The organism is Fervidobacterium pennivorans, assembly GCF_001644665.1.
In the GTDB taxonomy this organism is placed as follows: domain Bacteria; phylum Thermotogota; class Thermotogae; order Thermotogales; family Fervidobacteriaceae; genus Fervidobacterium; species Fervidobacterium ngatamarikiense.
Map to the genome: position 1 here is coordinate 1511080 of NZ_CP011393.1, position 25288 is coordinate 1536367.

At 39.6% G+C, this 25288-nt stretch carries 22 protein-coding genes; 16 read left to right on the top strand and 6 right to left on the bottom strand.

What is annotated here, in order from left to right:
• Positions 1–39 precede the first annotated feature (39 nt).
• Positions 40–1386, bottom strand: coding sequence for a PhoPQ-activated protein PqaA family protein (locus JM64_RS07015; protein WP_064012033.1), 1347 nt, complete (start codon positions 1384–1386; stop codon positions 40–42).
• Positions 1355–3199 (bottom strand): sensor histidine kinase, encoded by a 1845-nt coding sequence (locus JM64_RS09795; protein ID WP_197473436.1) that lies wholly within the window; start codon positions 3197–3199, stop codon positions 1355–1357. The genes JM64_RS07015 and JM64_RS09795 overlap by 32 nt, the downstream gene beginning before the upstream one ends.
• A gap of 151 nt (positions 3200–3350) precedes the next feature.
• On the opposite strand from JM64_RS09795, the gene JM64_RS07025 reads away from it, so the two are divergent.
• The 12 genes from JM64_RS07025 (at position 3351) to JM64_RS07080 (ending at position 14470) form a co-directional block, all read left to right on the top strand.
• A complete protein-coding gene (locus tag JM64_RS07025) occupies positions 3351–4508 on the top strand; it encodes an iron-containing alcohol dehydrogenase (RefSeq protein ID WP_064012034.1) in 1158 nt (385 codons plus the stop codon).
• 42 nt (positions 4509–4550) lie between these two features.
• The gene (locus tag JM64_RS07030; RefSeq protein ID WP_156487922.1) at positions 4551–6416 is read left to right on the top strand and encodes a transketolase; all 1866 of its coding nucleotides are present in this window, start codon (positions 4551–4553) and stop codon (positions 6414–6416) included.
• A gap of 132 nt (positions 6417–6548) precedes the next feature.
• On the top strand, positions 6549–7424 hold the full coding sequence (locus tag JM64_RS07035; protein ID WP_064012036.1) for a YicC family protein: 876 nt from the start codon (positions 6549–6551) through the stop codon (positions 7422–7424).
• Positions 7425–7477: 53 nt separating this feature from the next.
• A complete protein-coding gene (locus tag JM64_RS07040) occupies positions 7478–7759 on the top strand; it encodes a DUF370 domain-containing protein (RefSeq protein ID WP_014452437.1) in 282 nt (93 codons plus the stop codon).
• A 7-nt stretch (positions 7760–7766) separates the two neighbouring features.
• Entirely contained in the window at positions 7767–8426 is a 660-nt protein-coding gene (gene gmk / locus JM64_RS07045; RefSeq protein ID WP_064012037.1) for a guanylate kinase, read from the top strand.
• A complete protein-coding gene (locus tag JM64_RS07050) occupies positions 8427–8657 on the top strand; it encodes a DNA-directed RNA polymerase subunit omega (protein ID WP_064012038.1) in 231 nt (76 codons plus the stop codon).
• 114 nt (positions 8658–8771) lie between these two features.
• Positions 8772–10079, top strand: coding sequence for an amidophosphoribosyltransferase (gene purF, locus JM64_RS07055; protein WP_064012039.1), 1308 nt, complete (start codon positions 8772–8774; stop codon positions 10077–10079).
• Complete coding sequence (purN, locus tag JM64_RS07060; RefSeq protein ID WP_064012040.1) at positions 10076–10678, top strand: phosphoribosylglycinamide formyltransferase; 603 nt, start codon at positions 10076–10078, stop codon at positions 10676–10678. The genes purF and purN overlap by 4 nt, the downstream gene beginning before the upstream one ends.
• 4 nt (positions 10679–10682) lie before the next feature.
• On the top strand, positions 10683–11606 hold the full coding sequence (locus JM64_RS07065; RefSeq protein ID WP_064012041.1) for a phosphoribosylaminoimidazolecarboxamide formyltransferase: 924 nt from the start codon (positions 10683–10685) through the stop codon (positions 11604–11606).
• Positions 11607–11645: 39 nt separating this feature from the next.
• A complete protein-coding gene (gene purD / locus JM64_RS07070) occupies positions 11646–12887 on the top strand; it encodes a phosphoribosylamine--glycine ligase (RefSeq protein WP_064012042.1) in 1242 nt (413 codons plus the stop codon).
• A gap of 34 nt (positions 12888–12921) precedes the next feature.
• Entirely contained in the window at positions 12922–13863 is a 942-nt protein-coding gene (locus tag JM64_RS07075; RefSeq protein WP_064012043.1) for a phosphoribosylformylglycinamidine cyclo-ligase, read from the top strand.
• A gap of 55 nt (positions 13864–13918) precedes the next feature.
• A complete protein-coding gene (locus tag JM64_RS07080) occupies positions 13919–14470 on the top strand; it encodes a LemA family protein (protein ID WP_064012573.1) in 552 nt (183 codons plus the stop codon).
• A 239-nt stretch (positions 14471–14709) separates the two neighbouring features.
• Here JM64_RS07080 and JM64_RS07085 read toward each other — a convergent pair whose 3' ends face one another.
• From JM64_RS07085 to JM64_RS07100, 4 genes are all read right to left on the bottom strand, one after another.
• A complete protein-coding gene (locus JM64_RS07085; protein WP_231882318.1) occupies positions 14710–15837 on the bottom strand; it encodes an ROK family transcriptional regulator in 1128 nt (375 codons plus the stop codon).
• Between the two features lie 33 nt (positions 15838–15870).
• Entirely contained in the window at positions 15871–17043 is a 1173-nt protein-coding gene (locus tag JM64_RS07090; RefSeq protein WP_064012045.1) for a sugar ABC transporter permease, read from the bottom strand.
• Positions 17044–17069: 26 nt separating this feature from the next.
• Positions 17070–18596 (bottom strand): sugar ABC transporter ATP-binding protein, encoded by a 1527-nt coding sequence (locus JM64_RS07095; protein ID WP_064012046.1) that lies wholly within the window; start codon positions 18594–18596, stop codon positions 17070–17072.
• A 107-nt stretch (positions 18597–18703) separates the two neighbouring features.
• The gene (locus JM64_RS07100) at positions 18704–19792 is read right to left on the bottom strand and encodes a sugar ABC transporter substrate-binding protein (RefSeq protein ID WP_064012047.1); all 1089 of its coding nucleotides are present in this window, start codon (positions 19790–19792) and stop codon (positions 18704–18706) included.
• Positions 19793–20120: 328 nt separating this feature from the next.
• Between JM64_RS07100 and JM64_RS07105 the strand changes: the two genes are divergently transcribed.
• From JM64_RS07105 to JM64_RS07120, 4 genes are read left to right on the top strand one after another with little or no spacing between them, the layout of a single operon-like run.
• The gene (locus JM64_RS07105) at positions 20121–21476 is read left to right on the top strand and encodes a GlmL-related ornithine degradation protein (RefSeq protein ID WP_064012048.1); all 1356 of its coding nucleotides are present in this window, start codon (positions 20121–20123) and stop codon (positions 21474–21476) included.
• Between the two features lie 18 nt (positions 21477–21494).
• Entirely contained in the window at positions 21495–22097 is a 603-nt protein-coding gene (locus JM64_RS07110) for an NUDIX hydrolase (protein ID WP_082868345.1), read from the top strand.
• On the top strand, positions 22052–22861 hold the full coding sequence (gene ispE, locus JM64_RS07115) for a 4-(cytidine 5'-diphospho)-2-C-methyl-D-erythritol kinase (protein ID WP_064012049.1): 810 nt from the start codon (positions 22052–22054) through the stop codon (positions 22859–22861). Before JM64_RS07110 ends, ispE begins: the two co-directional genes overlap by 46 nt.
• A complete protein-coding gene (locus JM64_RS07120; RefSeq protein ID WP_064012050.1) occupies positions 22842–25223 on the top strand; it encodes a Lon protease family protein in 2382 nt (793 codons plus the stop codon). The genes ispE and JM64_RS07120 overlap by 20 nt, the downstream gene beginning before the upstream one ends.
• The last annotated feature ends 65 nt before the right edge of the window (positions 25224–25288 follow it).

Below are 25288 nucleotides of genomic sequence, written 5' to 3' on the forward strand. Positions count from 1 at the left end.
AGTAAGCAAAGCCCGCCATCGGCGGGCTTTTTAGATTTTCTAGTTAGTGTTTTTCTTGAAAACCTTTGGAATCGTTGTCAAACTGAAAGAATAGCCCTCTTTTACAATCCTGACCTCAATAAAAATTGCTACGTTCTTTTTTAAGTTGCTTTCTTTAGGTATGAATTCAACCATTTTGTCCCCGTTTTCACTAAATTGTATTTGCAAATCTATACTTTCCCATCGTGCTTTTCTGAAATCCAGCGTATCTGAAAGAGCAACCCATCCCTTTGCGTATTCTAACTCCTCAGATGTTCTAAGGATTATGCCGTTTTCGGTCTCTTTCCACGATATATCTGGAAGTTTGTTTAATATGGACAGTGCAAAAAATGCTCTGAGAGTGTTGAAAAATTCAGCCTGATTACTTACATTGTGTGCCTCGTTTGGCATAACGTATGCATACCTTGGGATAGGTACGTCATAGAAATATAGCTGAGAAGAATCAACAACCCAATACGGGTCGTTCGTGCCTATAACGACAAGTTTTGGTATGGTGAGTTTATCTTTGTAATAGAAGGGGTCAATTGCCCTAACAATTTCTGGAACTTCGGTTGGGGAAGATTCAGCTATCATTTTTGTGAGGCCATACCTTGTGTAGTCTTTTATCTGTTCACTGAATGTTCCATAATGTTCGAGCTGTTTTCGCATTTGTGCGGGCATGTTTAGATTATCGTATACGATTGGAACTATCGCAAGAACTCTTTTTTCGATAGCACCTGTCAAATATGTTGTCCAACCTCTTTTGGATGCGCCAGTTACTAAAAACTTTTGAAGTTCGATTTGTAATTCTTTTTTGAGAAAGTCCTGAACGCAGTTCATCGTTGCAACGACAGCCTTTACCATGGGAAAGAGCAAGGGCCAATCTTCCTCGCCTGTTTCGAGGTATTTTGCTAAAGTGTAAGCAATCAGGGCATCTTCTTTGAGACCAAATAATGGTTGGTTTGGTACATCCCATAGTATCACAAACGGAGCGCCGATACTTTCAATAACGAGAGCGTATTGGCTGAGGCTTGCCATGGGATCTTTTGGTGCCGAACCAGATACCATAAGGATTCCATGGTTTTTGTAAGCTAAATTTCGTGGGATGTATATACCCACTTTGTGGTTCCATTCGATGCCTCTCCAGGTTTGACTCTTCACGTTCAAAACATAGAGCTTCCCTCTGAGAAGTGAAGTTGAGGAAGAAATTAGAGTATAAGCAGATGTATCTGAACTTTCCAGATACTTTTCCAGAGAAACGGCAAAAGAATCATTGGGAGAAAGCAAGAAGAGAAAAGTGAGAATAACTAGTATCATGAGCCTATTTGCTGGACTTTTATTTTCCTGAGTTTTTGTCACTTTGCTCATCGTGTTCATCCCCCTTCTTTTCAGGTATCGTGATGATTATCTTGGTGCCTGTTGCCGGCGAGCTCTCTAAATCTATTTCACCTCCAAGCTTTTCAACAACCAATGTGTAAACTATGCTCAACCCAAGTCCTGAGCCAACACCTGGTTTCGTTGTAAAGAAAGGTTCGAATGCATGCTTTTTTGTTTTTTCGTCCATACCTTTTCCATTGTCTGTAAATGTTATCTTTATCACTTCTTTCCCCTCGTCAGTGACTATTTTTTCTGCTTTTATAAGCATCGTACCTTCTTCATTTTCATCGAATGCATGCACCAATGCGTTGTCTATGAGATTAATCAAAATCTGTGCAAGTGCACCCGGAATGCTGTAGACGACCAAGTCGTTTGGTATTTCCGTATATATTTTTACATTTGACTTTCTAAGTTTCGGATACATAGCCCTTAGGACATCTTCTACTAACACTTTCAGATTCACAGAAGAATAGTTTTCGACCATCTCGCTTATAGCAACGCGTTTGAGACTCTGGACGAGGTCGATTATTCTTCTGATATTTCTGGTCATTATTTCCGTTAACTGGTATAAGACATCAACCTTGTCTAAGAATTCACTTTCGGTTAGTTCCTCTGAGAAGAATTTATTCTTCATATCATTTAATGTGTGTTCAACTTCTGTTAGTGACGAGTAAATCACCCCGGCTGGTGTGTTAACATCGTGTGCTATATTTACCATCATCTTACCCAATGCCGCCATCTTTTCTGAGTTTATTATTTTACTTTGTGCTTCCTTCAATTCGTTAAAAGCGGCTTCAAGTTCGTTGTTCATTTCATTGAGTTCGTCTACCATTTTCTTCAATCTTTCATTTTTTTCAACGTTTATGGCAAAAAGAATGATCACGACTGAAAACAAGATTGCCAAAAATGTACTGAGCGTTATTATCGCGTGGGAAAAACCTCTCAACCTGACGACATTGTTAGCTTCTTCAACTATCTCGGAATATGGAATGACTGCAACTACCGTAAGATTATATTTCGCAACTTTGCGAAATGTTGCGAATTTTTTAACTTGAAAAGTATAAATTCCTTCTCCTTTTTCATATTTCATTATCATTTCAGCAAAAGATTTTGTCCAGCGATTATTCGCTAAATCGAAGTTCCCAACATATTCTTCCATAGGATGTGCTACCGTTAATGTGCCGTAGAGTAACCCAACGTAACCGGATTTTCCAAATTTTGTCTGCACTATCAATTTTTGGAGATCGTCTGCAGGATAAAGTCCTATCAAAATCGCTTTCGTTTCTCCATCTGGACCTTTGATTCCTACCAGAACGGCGATGCTTTTCTTTCCTTTGTATTCGTATAGCATGTATATATCATGTTCCTTTTCACCTGAAAAAATCATTTCAGTTATCTTAGTTGGTATAGACATCTTCACTAATCCGTCTTCGGAGACGACACGATTATCTTTCAACATAATAAATATTTCCAGATAACCTTCCAAACGCAAAGCGTTGTTAGCGTTTGCAACTTCCCATTGCAGCAGCCGAATTGATAATTCATCCATAGCGCCCTTGATGTAAATCGAAAGGTCATTATCTGCAGTGTATTTTACGAGGGGTCTCACTATTTGTTCTAAATATTTCTCAATATCTGATGTTATTTTTTCGACAACAGTCGTTTGGATTCGAGATATCAGATGGATTGCCACAGAATTAGCTAGCAGATGAGCTATAAGTATTACAATTCCCAAGGAAAGAATACTTGAAATCACAATAGCTATTATTAGATCTGTTCTTTTAGATTTTAAAATCTTTAACAATCTATCGCCTCCATGCATTTTTAGTTTTTGCAACTTTTCCGTAGGGTTTGACTATCTCTACCAATATTATATACCATGTGATATAATATTAAAAGAAAACAAAGTAATCAAACTGTTTGTTAACAAATTTGTGATTAGGAGGTGGACAAATATGGAAAACTTTGTTTTTCACAACCCAACGAAATTGGTCTTTGGAAAAGGAACTGTTGAAAAGATAGGTGAATATCTGAAAAAAGATGGGATAAGAAAAGTTTTGATGCTTTACGGTGGAGGTTCGATTAAGAAAAATGGTGTATACGAAAAGGTTGTTAGGTCGCTCCATGATAATGGTATAGAGAAAGTAGAGGTTTCTGGTGTTAGACCTAATCCTGTTCTTTCAAAGGTTCACGAAGCTATAGAAGTTGCGCGTGAGAATAACGTTGAGGCAATTCTTGCAGTAGGTGGAGGAAGCGTTGTCGACAGTGCAAAAGCAATAGCAGCTGGTTTCTATTACGATGGCGATATTTGGGACGCGTTTATAGGTAAGTACAATGTAAAGAAGGCACTTCCTTTGTATGTTATCCTTACGATGTCAGCTACAGGTACTGAAATGAACGGAAATGCGGTTGTGACAAACGAAAAAACTCAAGAGAAGTTTTACTTTAGCTCAAAACACGTCTATCCGGTCCTTTCGATTGTTGATCCGACTACACAATACAGCTTGCCAGCGAATCAAGTTGTGTATGGTGCGATAGATGCGATAAGTCATGTTATGGAGTATTACTTTGATGTTGCTGGTAGTGATTTAATTGATAGAATAGATGAAGGTATAATTAAAACACTGATGGAAACCACAGAGGTAATACTCAAAGAACCTGAAAACTACGAAGCTAGGGCAAACTTCTGCTTAGCTACAACGTTAGCACTCAATGGTTTGACAGGTTTGGGCACAACAGGTGGAGATTGGTCTTCTCACGAGCTTGAGCATGCTATAAGTGCGTTCAATCCTGATATCGCCCATGGCGCAGGTCTTGCAATTGTATTTCCTGCTTGGATGAGTTACGTTAAAGAACAGATATCTGAAAAACTTATCAAGTTTGGTAAGAATGTATTTGGTATGAGTGGCGAATTCTCACCAGATGATGTTATCAATCAACTTAAGAGTTGGTACAGGAAAGTTGGTGCTCCCGTAACATTGAAAGAGGTTGGTATTAGCAAGGAAGATATCGAAAAGCTCACTGAAATTGCCAACAAACATGCACCATTTGGAACAGTAAAGGAACTAAAGGCAGAAGATATCAGAAAGATATACGAAATAGCCTACGAATAATAAAAGACGAACTAAAAAATCCAAAGATGGGAGGTATTAAGAGTGCGAAAGACACTTGATGAACTAAAAAGGCTGAGCATTCAGTGCCGTGGTGATATCCTGAAGATGACTTACGTAGCGAACTCAGGCCATCCCGGTGGGTCAATGTCTTCTATCGATATGCTATTAGCTCTTTATTCATTTGCCAATGTCTATCCCCAAGACCCTTGGAATGAAGATAGGGATAGAATAGTCATAAGTCATGGTCACATTTCGCCAGCTGTTTACTCTACCTTAGCTGCCTATGGTTTTGTGGATAGAGATGAAGTGATAGCTGGCTTCAGACATCCAGCATCTATATTTGAAGGACACATTACTCGTGGGATTCCTGGTGTGGAGTGGACCACAGGAAATCTTGGACAAGGTTTGTCGGCTGGTGTTGGTTTTGCCCTTGCAGCGAAGTATAAAAATAAGGATTACCATGTTTACGTAGTTATGAGCGATGGGGAAAGTGCTAAAGGGCAAGTTCAAGAGGCAAGAAGAACCGCAAGGAAGTATAAACTCGATAATTTAACTGTGTTGGTTGATTACAACGATATTCAAATCAGTGGGCATGCACACGAGATTATGTATGTTGATATAAAGGCAGAGTTTGAAGCGGCAGGCTGGAAAACGATAGAGATAGACGGTCATGATTTTGAACAAATACTTGCAGCTTTGAAAATTGCAAGAGATGATGGTTATCCAACAGCAATAATTGCTCATACCGTTATCGGTAAAGGTGTAGATTTCATGGAGGATAAACCTGATTACCATGGGAAGCCTTTAAATAAAGAAGAGTTGGAAAAAGCGTTAGCTCAACTTGGTGTTGAGAACGACGTTGAGAAATATTTAGAGATGCGCAAAAAATTACCTATTGAAGCTCACAAGAAGGTAAAACTTTACTACGATGTGCGTTTGGACACGGGCAAAGCCAGGGTATACGATAAAGCAACGGACAACAGAAGTGCACTTGGTAGAGCAATTGCAGACCTTGCTGTGATAAACGATAACGTCGTTACCGTTGATTGTGACCTCAAAGGTTCTGTGAAGCTGGACTTTTTAGATAAAGAAAGACCTGATAGAGTTGTCGAAATAGGAGTACAAGAACATAACGCAGCCGCTTTGGCTGGCGCGATGTCTGTAGATGGTATTGTTACATTCTTTGCCGATTTTGGGGTTTTCGGTATCGATGAAACATTTAATCAACACAGATTGAACGCTATCAACAACACGAACCTCAAGGTTGTTGTCACACATTGTGGTATTGATGTAGGTGAAGATGGTAAAACACACCATGCACTAAATTACATCGGTGCGCCACTCGCCTGGTATGGCTTTAAGGTCATAGTTCCAGCAGACCCGAATCAGACAGATAGGGTAGTTAGATACATAGCCGAAGAATACGGAAACTTTGTTGTCGCGGTTGGAAGAAGTAAGGTCGAGCCAATAAGGAAAGAAGACGGGAGTTTATTCTTCGATGAAAATTACGAGTTCAAATACGGAAAAATGGATATCCTGAGGGACGGAACAGATGGTGTGATATACGTGATAGGTTCTGCTGTCCCACATGCACTTAAAGCCTATGAAATTTTGAAAAGCAAAGGGGTCAATTTTGCAGTTATCAACGTGAGTTGTCCGTATGACTTGGATGAAGAAGTGCTCAGAAAATACTCGAATTTCGTAGTCACCGTTGAGGACCACAACGTGCTAAATGGGTTAGGTAGTCTCATAGCCCAAAAACTTTTTGAAATGCGCATACTACCAGGTCGGTTCATCAAGCTTGGGTTAAATGATTTCCCTGTTTCCGGTGACGCAAAACTACTTTTTGAAATCTACGGACTGAGCAGGGAAAGAATTGCCGAAACCATTCTTTCAAAACTTGAATGAGCTATGTTGTAAGATGGTAAAAGAAAATGCGGGAGGGATACTCCCGCATTTATTTTTAATTTTTAGTGAAATACTTGGAATTTTTGGGAATTTAATGTATAATAGTATCAGCAAACCGTAGGAGTGGTCTAAATGCCCAGAAGCATGACAGGATATGCAAAGGTTCAAAAGATATTCGAGGATTACAAAATTACGTGCGAAGTAAAAACGTTAAACTCAAAGGGACTTACAATCGACGTCTCCATGAATTACTTTCTTAATTCGAAAGAGCTTGATGCTATAACAAAGATAAAAGAATACATTTCCAGAGGAAAGGTAACTGCAAGAATTTGGGTTAGATTCATCAAGCCAATCCAAGTTTCTGTTGACTATTCTTTGCTCAAAACGTATTACGATGCACTTTCTGACATCAGAGAGAATCTGAACATCCCAATGCCTGTTAGCTTAGAGCATTTACTTACTTTCAGAGATGCATTTCAATTTGAGATAAGTAACGAAGAGATTGAAAATGCTTGGCAACATGCGAAAGCCGTTTTGGAGGAATCATTGATTGAGGTAGTCAAGGAGAGAAAAATCGAAGGTGAAAAGTTAACAAAAGATTTGGTAGAGATGGTAGAAAAGATGCAATCAATTGTAGACAGAATAAACGAGAGGGCGGCGGAGATTCCAAAAGTAGTTGCGCAAAGGATTAAAACAAACACACGCGAACTGCTACCTGATGATATTGAACTTAATAGAGAACTTTTTGAAAGTGCTGTTGCACTCATTGCCGACAGGGCAGACATACGCGAAGAGCTTGTCAGGTTGGATAGCCATCTCAAAAGAACGCGCGAGTTGCTTTCAAAGGACGAACCTGTAGGTGACATGCTGAATTTCATATCACAAGAAATTTTAAGGGAGTTCAATACGATACTATCAAAGAGCAGATTCACCGATATTACCAACTTCGCACTTGAAGGAAAATATTTAGTTTCCCAATTCAAAGAGCAGATAATGAATATAGAGTAACAATGCGACCGTGATATTGAAAATATGTTCTACCAATCTGGGAGGTGTAGATTATGTTTGGATTAATCAACATCGGTTTTGGTAATGTTATCGCTGGTGACAGGGTTATTGCTATAGTCAACCCTGAAAGCGCCCCACTTAAAAGGTTGAAAGAGGATGCAAAGAACGAAGGAAAACTCATAGACGCAACTTACGGAAGAAAAACAAGGTCCATTCTTATTACGGACTCAAACCATATCATACTCAGTGCTATCCAACCTGAAACAATTGCACAAAGATTCATCGAATCGATGGTTGAAATTGAAAAACAACTCGAAAAGATAAGAAAGGGCTAAGATAGGAATGGATGGTCAGGGAAAGGACTTTGATGTGCAAAACGAAGTCCATGCCGGAGGAATACTGTTTGTTATAAGTGGTCCAAGTGGCGTTGGTAAAACAAGTATTATTAGATCCGTTCTTGAGAGAGTTGAGCGAGTTGTCTTCTCCGTCTCGTGCACAACTCGAAAGCAAAGACCTGGAGAGATACACGGAGTGGACTATTTCTTTGTGACGCACGAAGAATTTGAAAGAATGATAAAAGAAAACAAATTTATCGAATGGGCAAAGGTTCATGACAACTACTATGGAACACCTGCAGAAATGGTCTACGACAACATAAGAAAAGGTTTGGATGTCATACTTGATATAGATGTTCAAGGCGCTTTAACAGTCAAGAAGAATTTCTCTGGTGCCAAGTTTATTTTTATCGCACCACCGAGTTACGAAGTTCTTAGAGAGAGGCTTAAAAAGAGGGGAACGGAAACAGAAGAGAAAATACAAAAAAGGTTAGAAACTGCCAAGAGAGAACTTAAGTTCATCCCAGAATTTGAATACTTAATAATCAATGAAGACTTAGAAGAATCGATAAGAAACTTGATGTCCATAATCTACGCAGAAAGATTAAAGTTTGAAAGGATTAAAAATACTTCCAAAGTGAAGCGGTTGATGGAGGAGGTGCAATAAGTGAGCAGACTTGTTATACAATATGACAAACTGTTGGAGAAGATACCATACAAGTATGCAATACCAATAGTCGTTGCAAAAAGGGCAGAAGCGATAAACGATTTTGCCAAACCGTTTGTCACAACACCTGACAACTACTCTGTTAGCATCGCTTTCAAAGAACTCCAAGAAGGCTACATCAGAATCAAGAATGAAGACATTTTGAGAATACTCCTACCTGATGTGAAATAAGGGATAAGTGTGCGCAGAGGAACCGGTTGGTTCCTCTGCGTGTTTTTAATAACATTGGCAAAGATAATAATAAAAAGAAGAGAGTAAATCTCAGATTCACGTGGGGGGAAAAAGATGTGTGGTATAGCTGGTGTATGGAACGTTGACGAGGCGTATAACGTTATTCACGATGTTTTACTTACGCTCCAGCACAGAGGTCAGCAATCCGCAGGTGTAGTTGTGAACGGGTTCAGGTCGGTAAAGGGTGAAGGATTGGTTGAAAGTGTTCTGACTTCAGAACGTTACATTCCTGGCACCAAAGGAATCGGTCACGTACGTTATTCCACTTATGGCTCACTTGACGAAATCCAGCCGATAACAGCCCACACCCTCAAAGGGAGAATTTCGGTTGCACATAACGGAAATATTGTTGATGCAGACGAAAAAAGAAGATTCATAATGGAAAGTGGAGGTATATTCGCAACCACACTTGACACAGAGATTATTATCCACTATTTTTCCATAGCTCCCTATGAAAATCCGCGTGAATCGCTCCAATGGGCACTCTCCAGGATAAAAGCGGCGTATTCGATAGTGGTTTTGCACGATACATTCCTTGCAGCAGCAAGGGATTCCTTTGGCATCCGTCCACTCTTTTATGCCAAGTTTCAGGATGGCTATATTATAGCATCCGAAGATGTAGCATTGAGGGTTTTAGGTTGCGAAGAAATAACGGAAATCGAACCTGGAACTGTTGTGTTTTTTACCGATAACAACCCACCTGAAATTGTCAGATTTGCTAAACGCGATGATAGATTTTGTTCGTTCGAGTTCGTCTACTTTGCTCGTCCTGATAGTAATTTCTACGGTGTGAACGTGCATGAAGTTAGAAAAGCGTTAGGAAGAAAACTATACGAAGAGCACAAGCTTCAAGCGGATATTGTTGTTCCTGTTTTGGACAGCGGGTTTTCCGGCGCGCTTGGTTACAGCCAAGCATCTGGCATACCAATCGAATATGGATTGATAAGGAACCACTACATTGGACGGAGTTTTATCATGCCGAAAAATAGGCAAGACATTGTTCGAAGAAAACTGGCAGCTTTAAATGCCGTACTCGAGGGTAAGGAAGTTTTGTTAATTGACGACTCAATTGTTCGCGGAACAACGATGAATTTGATAGTCGAAATGGTAAAAGAGGCTGGTGCTAAAAAGGTTTACGTTGGTATCCATTCACCACCTGTGATTGGACCTTGTAATTATGGGATAGATACATCGAGAAGAAGCGAACTGATTGCTTCTCAAAACGACATTCAAAAACTCCAAGAGTATGTTGGAGCAAATAAATTGGTTTACTTGTCTATTGAAGGATATCGAGAAGTCTTCGAAAACTGTGGGGTGCGTGGAATATGCATGGGGTGTTTCGATCTGAACTATCCAGTATGAACTCTGAACAATTTAACAAACCAAGCATAGTCGTTCTTGCTTCCGGTAATGGAAGTAACTTCCAAGTGCTGGCAGAAAAATCACTTTCCGGCGAACTCATTGCTGATGTGAAAGCACTTATTGTCGACAGAGCATGTGGAGCAATTGAAAGGGCAAAGAAATTAGGTGTAGAGGTAATAATTCTTTCGAAACCTTGGTATGAGGACTTCGAAAAGGTTATGGCTAACTTAAAACCAGACTTGATAGTGTTGGCGGGGTTTATGAGAATTATCCCTGAACATATCGTGGCTAAGTATTTCCCTAAGATAGTCAACATTCATCCATCTTTACTTCCAGCCTTTCCGGGAAAGGATGCGATAAAACAAGCGTATGATTATGGAGTCAAGGTAACGGGGATTACCATACATTTTGTAGACGCTGGTATAGATACCGGTCCGATAATCTTTCAAAAAGCTATAGAGATTGAAGAGAACTGGGACTTGGAGACTTTGGAATCGAAAATTCACAAGCTTGAGCATGAGAACTATTGGAGGGTAATCAACAATCTGCTTCACAAACCATACAAGATAGAAGGAAGAAAAGTTACGTGGGGGGTGTAAGTGTATGGAATTTTTGCAGGTGGAAAACGTTAAGAAACTTGAGCTTGAAAGATACGATATCGAGTTGAGGTATGGTGAAAACGCACATGAGAGGGCTTTTATCTTTGGACAGCCTCAATTTGAATTGCTGCATGAAGGTAAACAACTTTCGTACAACAACATACTGGATGCTGAAGCAGCTTGGGTTCTTGCCAAAAACTTACAAACAATCGGTGGTGGCGTTGCGGTTATAAAACACCAAACACCTTGTGGGGTATCGTATCTAAGAAATGATAGTGCTGAAGAAAAAATAAGTGCTGTCAAAAGGGCAATTCAGGCAGATAGTGAATCAAGCTACGGAGGAATACTTGCAACAAGCTTCCCATTTACTTTGGATATGGCGAAAGCTATAAACATCTACCTTGAAGTTATCGTTGCACCGGATTTTGAACCACAAGCAGTGGAATACTTATCGAAAAAGAAAGTCAGACTGATAAAGCCAAAGGAATACACACCGTACGCTGGAAAAGTAGCATTTGGTAGCCTGGTTCTATCTGAAAGAAAATTCGAAGGCGAACCGGAATTACTTTTCGGTGTACCATGTGATGTTAAAGAAATAAAATTTGCACTCATTGTTGTGGAATCAGTAAAATCTAACGCGATAGTGATCGTAAAAGATGGTGTCACTGCTGGCATTGGCGGAGGACAGCCGTCAAGAAAAAGGTCAGCGTGGATAGCCACAACCCTGGCAAAAGATAATACAAAAGGTGCGATAGCGGCGTCTGATGCATTTTTCCCATTCACAGATGGTTTGGAAATACTTATTGATGCAGGTATTAAATGCATCGTTGCTCCGCTCGGTTCTATACGAGACGATGAAGTGCTGAATTTTGCCCGGGAGAAGGGGATAACATTCTACAAGTCCCCAATAAGGCTCTTCAGACACTGAAAACCGTGCTAAAGAACGTATTTCTGGGAGTGAAGATGCATGAGCGAAGTTGGAAGAATTAAAAAAATTTTGGTGCTTGGAAGTGGTGGAAGGGAACACGCTATAGGATGGGCGTTCAAAAACGCTGGTTGTGAAGTTTCTTTCTACCCAGGTAACGCCGGGACAAAGCTAGTGGGTAAAAATTTGAGTATTAACGAAGCTGAGCTCTTTGCTGGTAATATCTTAGCTGATTTTGATTTAGTAATTCCCGGCTCTGAGGATTTCTTGGTTAAGGGTATCGCAGATGGAAAAATAAACGTCTTTGGACCAGATTCTGCTGGTGCCAGACTCGAAGGTTCAAAATGTTTTGCAAAACTCTTTATGGAGAAATACAATATACCTACCGCAAAATTCCAGATTGCGCGAAACAAAGTTCAGCTTGTTGATGCACTCAAATCATTCACACCTCCTTATGTTATTAAAGCAGATGGGCTTGCGCAAGGTAAAGGTGTGATAATAGAGGATAACTTTTCAAATGCTATTGAAAACGGTAGCAAACTCATGGATGGAACTCTAATTCCAGGGGTTAGTGGTCCCGTGGTTGTGGATGAATTCTTAAAGGGTTGGGAATTATCTGCCATTGCCATCGTAAATGGTCGCAAATTCACACTGCTACCGTTCACCCGTGATTACAAGCGTGCCTTTACGGGTAACAAAGGGCCAAACACCGGTGGGATGGGAGCTTATGGACCTGTTGAAATAACCCAGAAACTGATAGAGAAAATAAAGACCATATTTGATAAAACATTGTTCGGGTTGGAAAAAGAAGGAATTTACTACAAAGGTTTTCTTTATATAGGCCTTATGATTGTAGAGGATGAACCATACGTTTTGGAATACAACGTCCGACTTGGAGACCCAGAAACTGAAGTGATAGCTGCTATGGAGCCTGAAAAGTTTGTAGAAAACGTTCTAAAGGCTTTTAAAAACGAAGAATTTGATGAATACAGACCATCAAGATTCGCGGTTGATGTGGTTGTTGCCTCGGAAGGCTACCCAGAAAGTCCTAGAAAAGGGCAAAAGATTGTGATTGAGAATATCGAAAATAGTAAAAAAGAGGGAAACATACTCTTCTATGCTGGTGTCAGAGAACAAAACGGGGAGTTGGTTGTTTCCGGAGGAAGGGTTCTACATTCTGTTGGAACTGATAACGAATTGGGAAAAGCGAGGGAAAAGGCATACAAGAACCTTCAAAATATACATTTCGAAGGTATGTTTTACAGAGATGACATCGCTTTGTAGTTTGTTATTTTGGGTAATTATGCGGGGTGAGAATATGAATGGAGAAGGGAGAAAATACACATACTCAGGTTCGGGTGTGGATGTCCTTAGAAATGATGAATTTACCGATTATATTAAAAGCATCGTCAAAATTCCGGAATGGGTGGTTAAAGAACCTACAGGATACGCTACGATTTTGAATTTCACGAATCCTCCGATAGTATTAACGGCAGACGGTGTTGGTTCGAAGTTGTTGTTACATATTGAACACAACAGATGGGAGGATGCAGCCCAGGATTTGATAGCGATGAACTACAACGATATTGTATGTGTTGGCGGATTTCCAAAAGCATTTGTCGATTATTTGGGTGTGAACCATATAGACAAAGAACACTACGAATTTATCAAAGCGCTTGCCAAGAAGCTTTCAGAATTGAATATGGCACTTGTTGCTGGTGAAACGGCGGAAATACCATCTATTTACGGTGATAAAGATTGGGATGTTGCAGGTTTTTGTATTGGAACGCTTCAAAGAAGGATACCTGTTGAAACAATAAATTATGAAGACTTAATCATAGGATTACCCGCCAGCGGGTTTCATTCCAACGGATGGTCACTGATAAGAAAAATTTTAAAAGAAGAAAAGATAAGCATCAAAGAGTTAGGTTTCGACCTCCTGAGAGGTACAAGAATATACAGTGAGGTTACCAATGTCTTTGAACTTGTAAAAGGTATTGCCCACGTTACAGGTGGTGGTGTTCTGAGAGCGTTAAGAAGAGTATTAAGGGATAAGGGATGGGAAATTACTATTAGATTGCCAGATTACATGCGATGGATGTTGAAATTTGTTGAAATTGAGGAAGCTATGCGAACATTTAATATGGGCTATGGCATGATTTTAATTGTCTCGAGGGAAAATTTAAACAAGGTGTTAGAACTCACAGGTGGTGAGGTTATAGGCGTGGTTAGTAAAAATACAAAAATCGTGGTACAATAGTTTCGAATCCAGTGTCAAAAAGTTGGAGGTGAAGAAGTTGAAGTTAAAACCAAGGATGGTAGCACTTATTGTGATACTAATCATCGTCTTAATATCCATCTTTTGGGCGATAGGCACGTACAACAAGATGGTATCTCTGGAACAAAAAGTTCAAGAAAGTTACAGCCAGATTCAGAACCAATTGCAAAGAAGGGCGGATTTGATACCGAACCTTGTTGAGACTGTAAAAGGTTACGCTTCACACGAAAAGGAAATCTTTGAAGCGATTGCTGATGCAAGGTCTAAATTAATAGGTGCACGAACTCCGGAAGAACAAGCAACAGCCGATGCGCAATTAAACACCGCCCTATCAAGATTGCTTGCCATTGCTGAGAATTATCCAACGCTCAAGGCTGATGCTAACTTCAGACAACTAATGGACGAACTGGCAGGCACAGAGAACAGAATAGCTGTAGCAAGAAAAGACTACAACGAAGCTGTTAGGGAGTACAATGCGTTTATAAAAAGATTTCCGAACGTGTTGATTGCAAATGCTTTTGGTTTCAGGGAAAAGCAATACTTTGAGGCAAAACCTGGAGCAGAAGAAACACCAAGTGTTAAGTTTTGAGAAAAATAAATAACAAGAAGATGGCCTGGTTTTCAGGCCATCTTTTTTTATCGCGTCCGACATGAACTAAAACTTGGTGGTGAGAGTCGGTTATGAATTTGGTAGGGGAACACCACCAATACATACCCGTAACACAGGATGAGAAAGCATATTTTAACTAACGATCCATCGTATACAGGTCAGTACATACGGTTGTGTGAAAAAACGCTGGGTAAATTAAGTACCCAGCTTTTATTTGATTATTTTTTTGTAATTTTACGAACCATACGTGGTATTAAGTATTCTTCAATTACAGCATAAAGCGCGCCATACAAATATGTGTCAGTTATAAACGTTGAAGGCATGACTTTTAAAATCTTTGCAGCATGTTCAAGTGAATAACGCTTTGTAAATTCTTCCAATATTTCGTAAAATTCGCCATCCAGTCCGGAAAGATCTCCACCAATTATCAAGTACTCAGGATTTAACGCGTTAACTATATTTGACAAAGCTCGTGAAAGCAAATCAATATATTCCAAAATCTCGGGATTTTCTCTCCAATTCTTTTCGGAAAGATAAGACATAAAATAACTATAATTTTCTCCAAAGAACGAGGATAATGATACATAGGTCTCCACACAGCCTGTATTACCACAATGGCACAGATTCTTACTATGTACGTCAAACGTTGTATGCCCAAATTCACCTGCTGTGAAAGACGGGCCGCGAAAGATAGAACCGTTTATCCACACCCCTGTTCCAAACCCTTCTCTGACAGTCACAAAGACGGAACATTTTGAGGTGCGAATCTCCTGTCTTTCAAAAGCCTCTGATATCATGGCAAGATTTGCTTCGTTATCGGCATATACTACCTTTCCTTCAATCTCTATCTTTACATCACGCCACCCCTTACTTGGAACAAACAGAATGGTACTACTTTTTACGTCAACCATACCGGGAATTGAGAATGCTACGACCTCTACTTTTTTGTACGAAGTTAAAAGTTTATTTACTTTATCCAATATCTCTTCGAAAGAGTCCGGTGTATTCAAAGATTCGAGTTTTTCTAACGTACCATCTGCAAAGCCGAGGGCGTAATTAGTTTTAAAAGCTCCAATGTCAACTATTAGCACATTAAAAGCTTCTGGATTGATTTTAAGTTTTACAGGCTTACGACCAAGCTTTGTCCTTTCAGAGGTTCCTACTTCTGAGATAAAACCAGCATCTATCAGTTCTGCAATACAACGTGTAACTGTACTTGATGATAGACTAGTTTGCTGTACCAGGCGTACTCGTTCGATTGGCTGCAAGTGATATAAAGTTCTTAAGATCAAAGAATAATTGTTCTCTTTCATTGTTTCATGAAGAATTTTTGCCAGTTTGGACACCTCCAACAACTGATTTTTGTTTTGGAAGTATTATCAACTTATTTTACTTCTTGTCTTGATATCAAACACAACTGCAGCTATAAGAACTCCACCTCTGATTATGTACTGCAGTGATATTCCCACACCAAGGAGGTTCATACCGTTAATCAGTGAAGCCATGACAAGAGCTCCTATGAGCGAATTAGTAACTTTACCAACCCCACCTGCGGCAGAGACACCACCAACGTATGCAGCTGCAATAGCATCGAGTTCAAACAATGTTCCAGCGTCAGGTGCTGCAGATTGGAGTCTTGAGGTATAAAGTATACCCGATATTGCTGTCAAAAATCCCATAGAACCAAAGACAAAAAGAGTGATTTTTTGAACGTCAATGCCACTTAAACGTGCCGCTTCGGGGTTTCCACCAACAGCGTATATATGTCGTCCAAGGACAGTTTTTGTTGTAAGAATGTGGTATATGAAGGTTATAGCGAGGGTTATGACAAATGTCCAAGAAAGACCATTATAATTTGCAAGAATCCAGAAAATATAAAATACGATAGCACTTATAAACAAAAGTTTGAGTATGAAAATAGGAGTTGATAATACTTCAAAGTTGTATTTTATTTTGTTGTTTCGCGTTTTTATTTCACTGTAGATATAAAACCCGATAATTGCAAGTCCGATTGTTAGTGTTAAGAGATGGATATCGCCCTTCCCCAAAACGTCCGGTATAAATCCATTGCCTATTTGGTTGAAAGTGTCATTTGTGACGATTATTGTTCCAGTAGATTGTGTAAACAGTAATAAAGCACCTCTGAATATCAACATACCTGCAAGCGTGGCAACGAAGGAAGGCAATCCTATTTTTGCAACCCAGAATCCATTAACGAATCCGAAAACCGTACCAAGTGCAAGGACTATCAAAATGGTTGGTAACACATGCATGCCGTCTCTCAAAAGCCTGGCAGCGATGGCACCAAGAAAGCCTGCCATGAACCCAACAGAAAGATCTATATGCCTAATAACAATGACCAGTGTCATACCAACTGCAAGGACTGCTATGTATCCCATTTGATTAAATAGGTTACTTATATTCCTTGAGGAAAGGAAAAGTCCATCCGTTAGAATATTAAATATCAGCATTATAACACCAAGGGCAATATACATCCCGTAGTCTCTGATGTTCTTTTTTATAACTTTACCAAGTTCAGCAAAAAAAACCATGATCTGGTTCCCTCCTTTGTTAATTATTAGTAATCAACTGCCATGTGCATTATTCTTTCTTGCGTTGCTTCTTCCCTATTGAGTTCGCCTACGATTCTTCCACCAGCCATGACATAAATTCTGTCACTCATTCCTAAGATTTCAGGTAATTCGGAGGAAATCATTATTATGCTCATCCCTTCTTCTTCTACCAACCTGTTCATAAGTGTGTATATTTCATACTTAGCGCCAACGTCAATACCACGTGTCGGTTCATCCAGGATAAGAAGTTTTGGCTTTACAAATAACCATTTTGCAACTGCAACCTTCTGCTGATTACCACCGCTGAGATTCATAACTTTTTGTTCCACCGTGGGTGTTTTTATGCGCAATGATTCCTTAAACCTTTCGGCTACTACGATTTCTTCGTTTTCATTTACGAAAAGACCGTTTTTGAGTTGTTTTAAGCCAGCTAAGGTGATGTTTGTCTTTACATCGAAATTTAAAATCAATCCTAAAGCTTTTCTATCTTCTGATAGGTATGCAAAACCTGATTTAATAGCCTCAGATGGCGATTTAAATTTTACCAATTCCCCATTGAAGTAGATTTCTCCTTCTACTATATATCCCAGAGGGTTTCCAAATAAGCTTAGTGCCAGCTCTGTCCTTCCGGCTCCCATCAAGCCGGCAATTCCGACAATTTCGCCTTTTCTTACGTAGAAATTAGCTTCCTTGACTATATATCTGTTCAGTCTTGGGTCGTAAGCTTTCCAATTTCTCACTTCAAATATCTTCTCGCCAAATTTTCTCTTTTTTCTTTTTGGATAAATATCTTCTATTTCCCTACCAACCATATACCTCACTATATTACTTTCGGTGAACTGTGACCTGTCTTCCAGTCTTGCAACCATTTTTCCATCACGCAAAACAGTAATCGTATCTGCCACTTCTATGACTTCTTTAAGTTTGTGTGAAATAAGAATCGAGGTAATACCTCTTTTCTTCAGTTCTTTTATAATCCTTAGCAAGTTTTCGCTATCATCCTCATTTAGGGCAGATGTTGGCTCGTCCAATATTAGAAGCTTCACATTCTTACTAAGAGCTTTGGCTACTTCAACAATTTGTTGTAATCCAACACCTAAGTCTTTAACTTTTCTCGACGGATCTAAATCGGGACGTAGAGTATGAAGGATTTCTTTAGATTTAGCGATGGTCTCGTTCCAGTCAATAAATCTACCTTTCTTTATCTCGTGTCCCAAGAATATGTTTTCATAAACGGTAAGTTCAGGTATTAAGGCTAACTCTTGGAATATTGTCACTATACCTGCATTTTCACTGTCATGTATATTTCGGAAATGTCTTTCTTGTCCATCGAAAATTATCGTACCTTCATACTCCCCGTGTGGATAAAATCCACTCAGAATCTTCATAAGAGTTGATTTTCCAGAGCCGTTCTCACCCACCAAGCAGTGAATTTCTCCCCGGCGAACCTTAAAGTCCACGTTGTCAAGAGCTCGAACACCGGGAAATTCTTTTGTTATACCTTTCATTTCCAGAATAAAATCTTCTGCCATTAAATCACCTCCAAAAGCCTTTACAACAATACTAAAGAATTTTTCTAAAAACTGGGTGGTGCTATTTCACACCACCCAGTTTGATTTAGTTAAAGTCGCAAATTATCTTATTTCTTTGGCCAGATAAAGTCCTTTTCAGAGTAGTAACCAGAATCAATAAGAATCTGTTTTACGTTGTCTTTTGTAACGACCTGAATTTCAGATTGTATAGCAGGTACTTTCTTCTTGCCATTGTCATAGACAGCTGTCGTTGTTGGCTTTTTTCCTTCTAATAGTAACTGCGCAGCATTTATGGCGTCTTTAACAAGGATTCTGACGTCTTTAAAAACAGTCATTGATTGCTTACCATCGATTATGTATTGCACTGATGCCTTCTCGGCATCCTGACCAGTGATGTAGTATTCCTTGACATCTTTATCTGCTCTAAATGCATCGGCAATAGCTCTTGCAGTTCCGTCGTTTGGAGCAAGAATGTAAACTGTTCCTTTATCGGCGGCTCTGGCTCTTGTGAGATCGTCTTCTGCCTTTCTCTTAGCAACGTTAAAGTCCCAGTTTGTGGTAATCTGACCAATTATTTTTGCCATCTCGTCTCTTGTAAGATTTTTCTTGTTCTGAACTTTTTGAGCTTCCGAAGAGTTGATTATCCTAAATGTGCCATCAGCAATCTTTGGTTGTAGGATTTCCCATGCGCCTTGGAAGAACAAGAAAGAGTTGTTATCAGAAAGAGCACCTGCGTAAAGGTAAAGTGGGTTATTCTTTGTCCCAGGTTTCACTTTTTCCACAAGGAACCTACCCATGGCTCTACCAACTTCTACACTGTCAAATGTTACGTAGTAATCTACTGCTTCGGTGTTCATGATGAGCCTATCGTAAGAGATTACATAAACACCCGCTTTTTTAGCAAGCTCTGCTGATGCTGCAGCGGCAACCGCATCATGTGGACATATGATTAAAACTTTGATACCCTTTGCAATAAGTGCTTCTACATTTTCCCTTTCTTTTGCTGGCGAGCCTTGGCTGAATAAAATCTCAACGGAGTACTTCGTGGTCTTTAAAGCTTCTCTAAACCTGGTTTCATCCTGAACCCATCTTGGTTCTACGTTTGTTGGAAGTACAACTCCAACATCAACCGCAAAATGCAATACCGAGGCAATCATAAGTGCTAAGAACACAGCTAAGAGTAACCACTTTTTCATAGGTCTCCCTCCCTAAAGTAATGTGTTTTTGCGGGTGTGACCACCCTCGACGCAGAGTATAACATACATACCCTATGAAAACATAATTCACCTATCTTTTCAAAATATTTCTTTCAGAAAGAAAAAAATAACCTGTGAGAAGAATCCTTTTGATTACTTATTTTTTCATTTATTTTCATTAAATTTCACATAGCGTTATCAATCATTCTGTTAGAACAACGATGAGTGCAATTCTTGGGACATATAAGTTTTAATTTGTCAAATGGATAGTATAATACTATTAGTCTGACTGACTAATTTGTGAGAACACTATCTGGAGGGATAGGTTATGAAAATCGACTTATTGTTTGCGGAAATTGGTTCAACAACAACGGTTCTAACGGCTTTTCATTTTGGCTTTAAGCCGAAAGTAGTAGCCCAGGCGGAACATTGGACCACGGTTAACGAAGGTGATGTGACGATAGGTATAGAACGAGCTCTTAAGAAGATTAAAGAACAACTCGGTGAAGATATCAGTTGGGAAAAGTTCGCAGCAACAAGCAGTGCTGCAGGTGGGTTGAAAATGACTGTTCACGGACTTGTTTACGATATGACAGTGCGAGCAGCAAAGGAGGCAGCACTTGGTGCAGGAGCGGTTATTAAGTATGTAACAGCTGGAAAAATGGATGAGTTTCATTTAAAAAAGGTAGAGTCCATACAACCTAAGTTGATTCTTTTGGCTGGTGGAGTTGATTATGGTGAAAGTGAAACAGTTATACATAATGCCAAGATGTTAGCTAAATTGCCACTTGATGTACCTATTGTTTACGCGGGAAATGTCGCAGCAGCTGAGCAAGTAGAATTCATACTAACAAATGCGGGTAAAAAAGTCTACGTTACTGAGAATGTCTACCCAAGGATTGATTATCTCAACGTAGAACCAACAAGAAACGTAATAAAGGAAGTGTTCGCTGAACATATTGTAAAGGCTCCTGGAATGGATAAGATAAAAGATATGGTGAACTACGAAATCATTCCAACTCCCGCTGCGGTTATGATAACAACAGAGCTTGCCTATGAACATTTTGGTGATTGTTTAACGATAGATATCGGTGGTGCAACAACGGATGTAGATTCTGTCACTGATGGCTCTCCAGAAATCCAGGAGATGCTCATTTCTCCTGAACCTTTTGCAAAAAGGACCGTTGAAGGCGATTTGGGACTATACGTAAACGCACACAACGTTATCGAGATGATTGGTGAGGAGAATTTAAGAAAGCAATTTGAAGATTATGATGAGCTTGTCACAAGAATAAGTCCATATCCTGCAACTGAGCGCGATGAATATTTCATCAGCAAGCTGGCAACGTTCTGTGCTCAGCAAGGGTTGAGAAGGCATGCGGGAAGCAAAAAACATCTTTACACTCCAACAGGTAGAAAAACTGTAGCTGAAGGAAAAGATTTGACCGCTGTGCGTGTTATCTTTGGCACGGGTGGATTTCTATCAAGGTCTAAGTACGCAAAGGAAGTTTTGGAAAGTTTGAAACATCTTTCAAAACTGCACCCGATGGAGTTATTACCGTCGGAAGAGGTAAGGTTGTACAGAGATAAACACTACATATTTGCCGCAATAGGACTTATTGCGAGTAAAATAGATAAAGATATAGCAAAGCAACTTCTTGAGATGGATGTTGAAACATATTAAGAGGAGGAGAGAACAATCATGAGCACTGCTGAAAACAACGCTATGAAAGAAAAAGTACTTGTTATAAAAACAGAAGAAGTCGAAGGTTTGTGCAAAGGTCGAACAGGTGTTGTGGAAGTTCCTCAGGAAGAGTTTTTTAGTGTGCTAAAAAATGGATTTTTTGTTGAACGAGAAATAGCAGAATACGACGAAACGACAAGGCAAGTGATTCCATACATTGTTCTGAAAGAAAGAGATGAATATATATTCTTTAGGCGAACTGCGAACCAAACAGAAAAAAGGCTCCATAACCTGATTACACTTGGAGTTGGGGGACACCTGAATATAGAAGATTCACAGGACCCAATTGAGTGTTTGGAAAAAGGGTTAAGAAGAGAGTTGTCAGAAGAAGTCGATGTTGAAGTGAAATCACTGAACTATGTAGGTTTAATAAACGAGATAGAGAATCCTGTGAGTCGCGTTCATGTTGGTGTGCTCTATATTGCAGACGTTAAATACAATGGGATAGTCGAGAAGGAGAATTTCGTAGAAATGAGGTCGAAAAGGTTAAAAGATTACATTGGGGAGATGGAAGGATGGGCAAAGGTGGTAGCATTATACTTAGAACGTTCGCAAAGTTGAACCTTTGCCTGGATGTTTTGAGAAAAAGAGAAGATGGTTACCACGAAATAGATTCGTTGTTTCAAACGATTTCGCTTTTTGATAGGATGACCGTCAAAATAACACACGGAGATGGGCGCCTGAAGTTAGAATCAAACGTGGAAATTGAAAACAACATAATTGAAAGAATCTGGAGACTGGTTAAAATAAATAACTATGACGCATACGTCTTGCTTGAGAAGAATATACCTATCGGTGCAGGACTTGGAGGTGGTAGTAGCAACGCTGCGGGATTTTTGATGGCTTTAAAAGCTTTAGGGCTTATAAGTGAAATGGATGCCTTTGAATTGGCAAAATCGGTAGGTAGCGATGTGCCTTTCTTTTTATATGGTGGTACTGCAATCGTTTCAGGCAGGGGGGAAATAATCGAAAAGGTCGAACCACTTGAAGGTTTCAACGTAGATGTGTATTTTCCTGGTTTTTCAATATCAACAAAAGAGGCTTACGGAAAGTTGAGAGCAGAATGGTTTGGAAAAGCCCCGATGAAAGCAATTGAACTATACGAAGCTTATCGTTCCAAAGATTTGGAAAAGATAAAGTCAGGAACCTACAATATCTTCGAGAAAGTTATCCCTGAGGATTTGTTAGACAAGATAGAAGTGCTAAGAAGTGAAAACCCTGCAGCACTTACAGGTTCTGGAAGCGCTTACTTTGTTTTGACACCACATGGTAAGCACCACTTCACTAAGAAAGGAGTGAAGATTGATGCCTTTGAGGAAAATTAGATGGGAAGAACTGGTTGTAGATAAACGTATAATTCCACAGATAGAATCTACCGAAGAAGTTAAGAAAACGCAGTCTTTCATAGGTCGTGAAAGGGCTGTGAAGGCTTTGCGTTTTGGATTGGACATGGACAAGGATGGATACAATGTCTTTGTCGTTGGGCTACCTGGTACTGGTAGAAAGACCTTTGTCAAACATTTTGTTACCGAATATGCCCAGAAAAAACCCGTGCCGTCAGATGTTGCTTACGTAATGAATTTTGATGACCCACAGAAGGCAGATACACTCTTCCTGCCTGCAGGAAAGGGCGCTGAGTTCAAAAAAGATATGGAAAAACTTGTGGAAAACTTAACGGAAAAGATTTCAAAGGTCTTTGAGGGAGAAGATTACAAAGCACGGAGAAGAGAGATAGATGAAGAATTCGAAAGCGAACAGGAACGTATAACGAAAGATTTGGTTGAAAAAGCACAGACATTGGGTTTTTTGATTAAGTTTACACAAACCGGTGTGAATTACTACCCTGTTATCAATGGCAAGGTCTTGAAGGAGGAAGAATTTACAGCTCTGAGCGAAGATGAAAAAAGAAAGATAGAAGAAAATGAAAAGAAAGTTCAATTATTAATTGAAGCAGCTGTGGAAAATGTGCGTAAACTTGAGAGCCTGTACAAAGAGCGTGTAAAAGATTTAAATCGATACGCGTTGTTGTTCGCTACGGAAGAGTTTTTCTCCGTAATTGAAGAAAAGTACCCGTTTAGTGATGTGAGGGAGTTTATACATAAAATCAAAGAGGACATAATAGAAAAAGTTAGTTCAACAAAAAAGCTTGCGGACCTCGAATATTATTTCAGAAGAGCTTACAGTGTGAATCTTGTGGTTGATAATTCTGATTTGAATTGTGCACCTGTGGTTTTCGAAGACACACCAACGTATCATAACCTGTTCGGAAAAATCGAGTATATTGAGCGCGAAGGAATGCTATATACAGACTTCAATATGATTCGTCCAGGGTCGTTACACAAGGCAAACGGGGGTTTTTTGATTGTTGATGCGAGGGAACTGCTCGTGCATCCGTTTGTATGGGACAGACTGAAGAAAATCCTTTTTTCAAAACAGCTTGAGGTCGAGAACATCGATACAGCATACGGTTATTCAACGATAGCAACTTTGAAAACGGAACCTATACCGCTGAAAGTTAAAGTGATACTCATAGGAACACCCGAGATATATGAACTATTACATGAATACGACCCAGATTTTGAAAAGCTATTCAAAGTCAAAGTGGAAATGGATTGGGAGCTCGATGCTACTGTTGAAAACATCTCGGACCTGGTAGCTTTCATTACTGATTACACTCGCGAAAGAGAACTTTTACCTGTGAGAAGAGGTGCAATAGAAAAAGTAATCTGGTATTCGGCGAGACTATCTGGTGATAGAACAAAACTTTCAATGAGACTTGGCGCATTAATCGACCTTTTGGAAGAGGCGAACTTTTTTGCCACAAAGAGGAATTCTAGGTATATTGAATACGAAGACGTGGCACGTGCTTTAAAAGAACGAGAGGACCGGTTGAAGCTTGTTGTGGAAAAATACGATGAGATGTTTCGAAAAGAGGAACTCATGATAGACGTATCTGGCAAAGTTGTAGGGCAGGTGAATGGGTTAACTGTAATGAACTTTGGTGATTTTGAATTCGGTTTGCCAGTAAGGATAACAGCAAAGACATATCTTGGTAGTTCTGGTATTTTGGATATTCAAAGAGAGGCTGATTTGAGTGGTCAGATACACAGCAAGGCTGTAATGATTTTAACAGGATATTTAGGTAGTAAATATGCCAAGAAAGTGCCTTTTTCGATAGGTGTTTCAATTTCTTTTGAACAGGTTTATGGGTATGTCGAAGGTGACAGTGCATCTCTTGCTGAAGTTTTAGCAATTATCTCAGCGATTTCCAAAATACCATTAAAGCAAAACATAGCGGTTACAGGATCGATAAACCAACATGGGCACGTTCAACCAGTTGGTGGCGTTACTGAGAAAGTGGAGGGTTTTTACCGTATTTGCAAAATAAAAGGGCTCACAGGTAATCAAGGAGTTATTATACCAAAGGCGAATGTAAGAAACTTGGTCTTGTCTGATGAAGTGCTTGAGGCGGTAAAAAATGGACTTTTCCACATCTGGACCGTCGATGATGTGGACGAAGCAATCGAGTTGATGACCGACATGAAAGCAGGAATTATGAACAAAAACTACGAATATCCGCGCGGTACGGTGAATTATTACGTTGTTCAAGCCCTTAAACGCTCTCACGATATAGCTGAAGGGAAAGGCAAAGAGAAAAAGACTAAGAAAAAACGAGAAAGAATGTAAAATGTTTTAAAAAAGCTGATAATATGGGATTAGGTAGACTATTGTAAGATTTGTGGTATAATTCT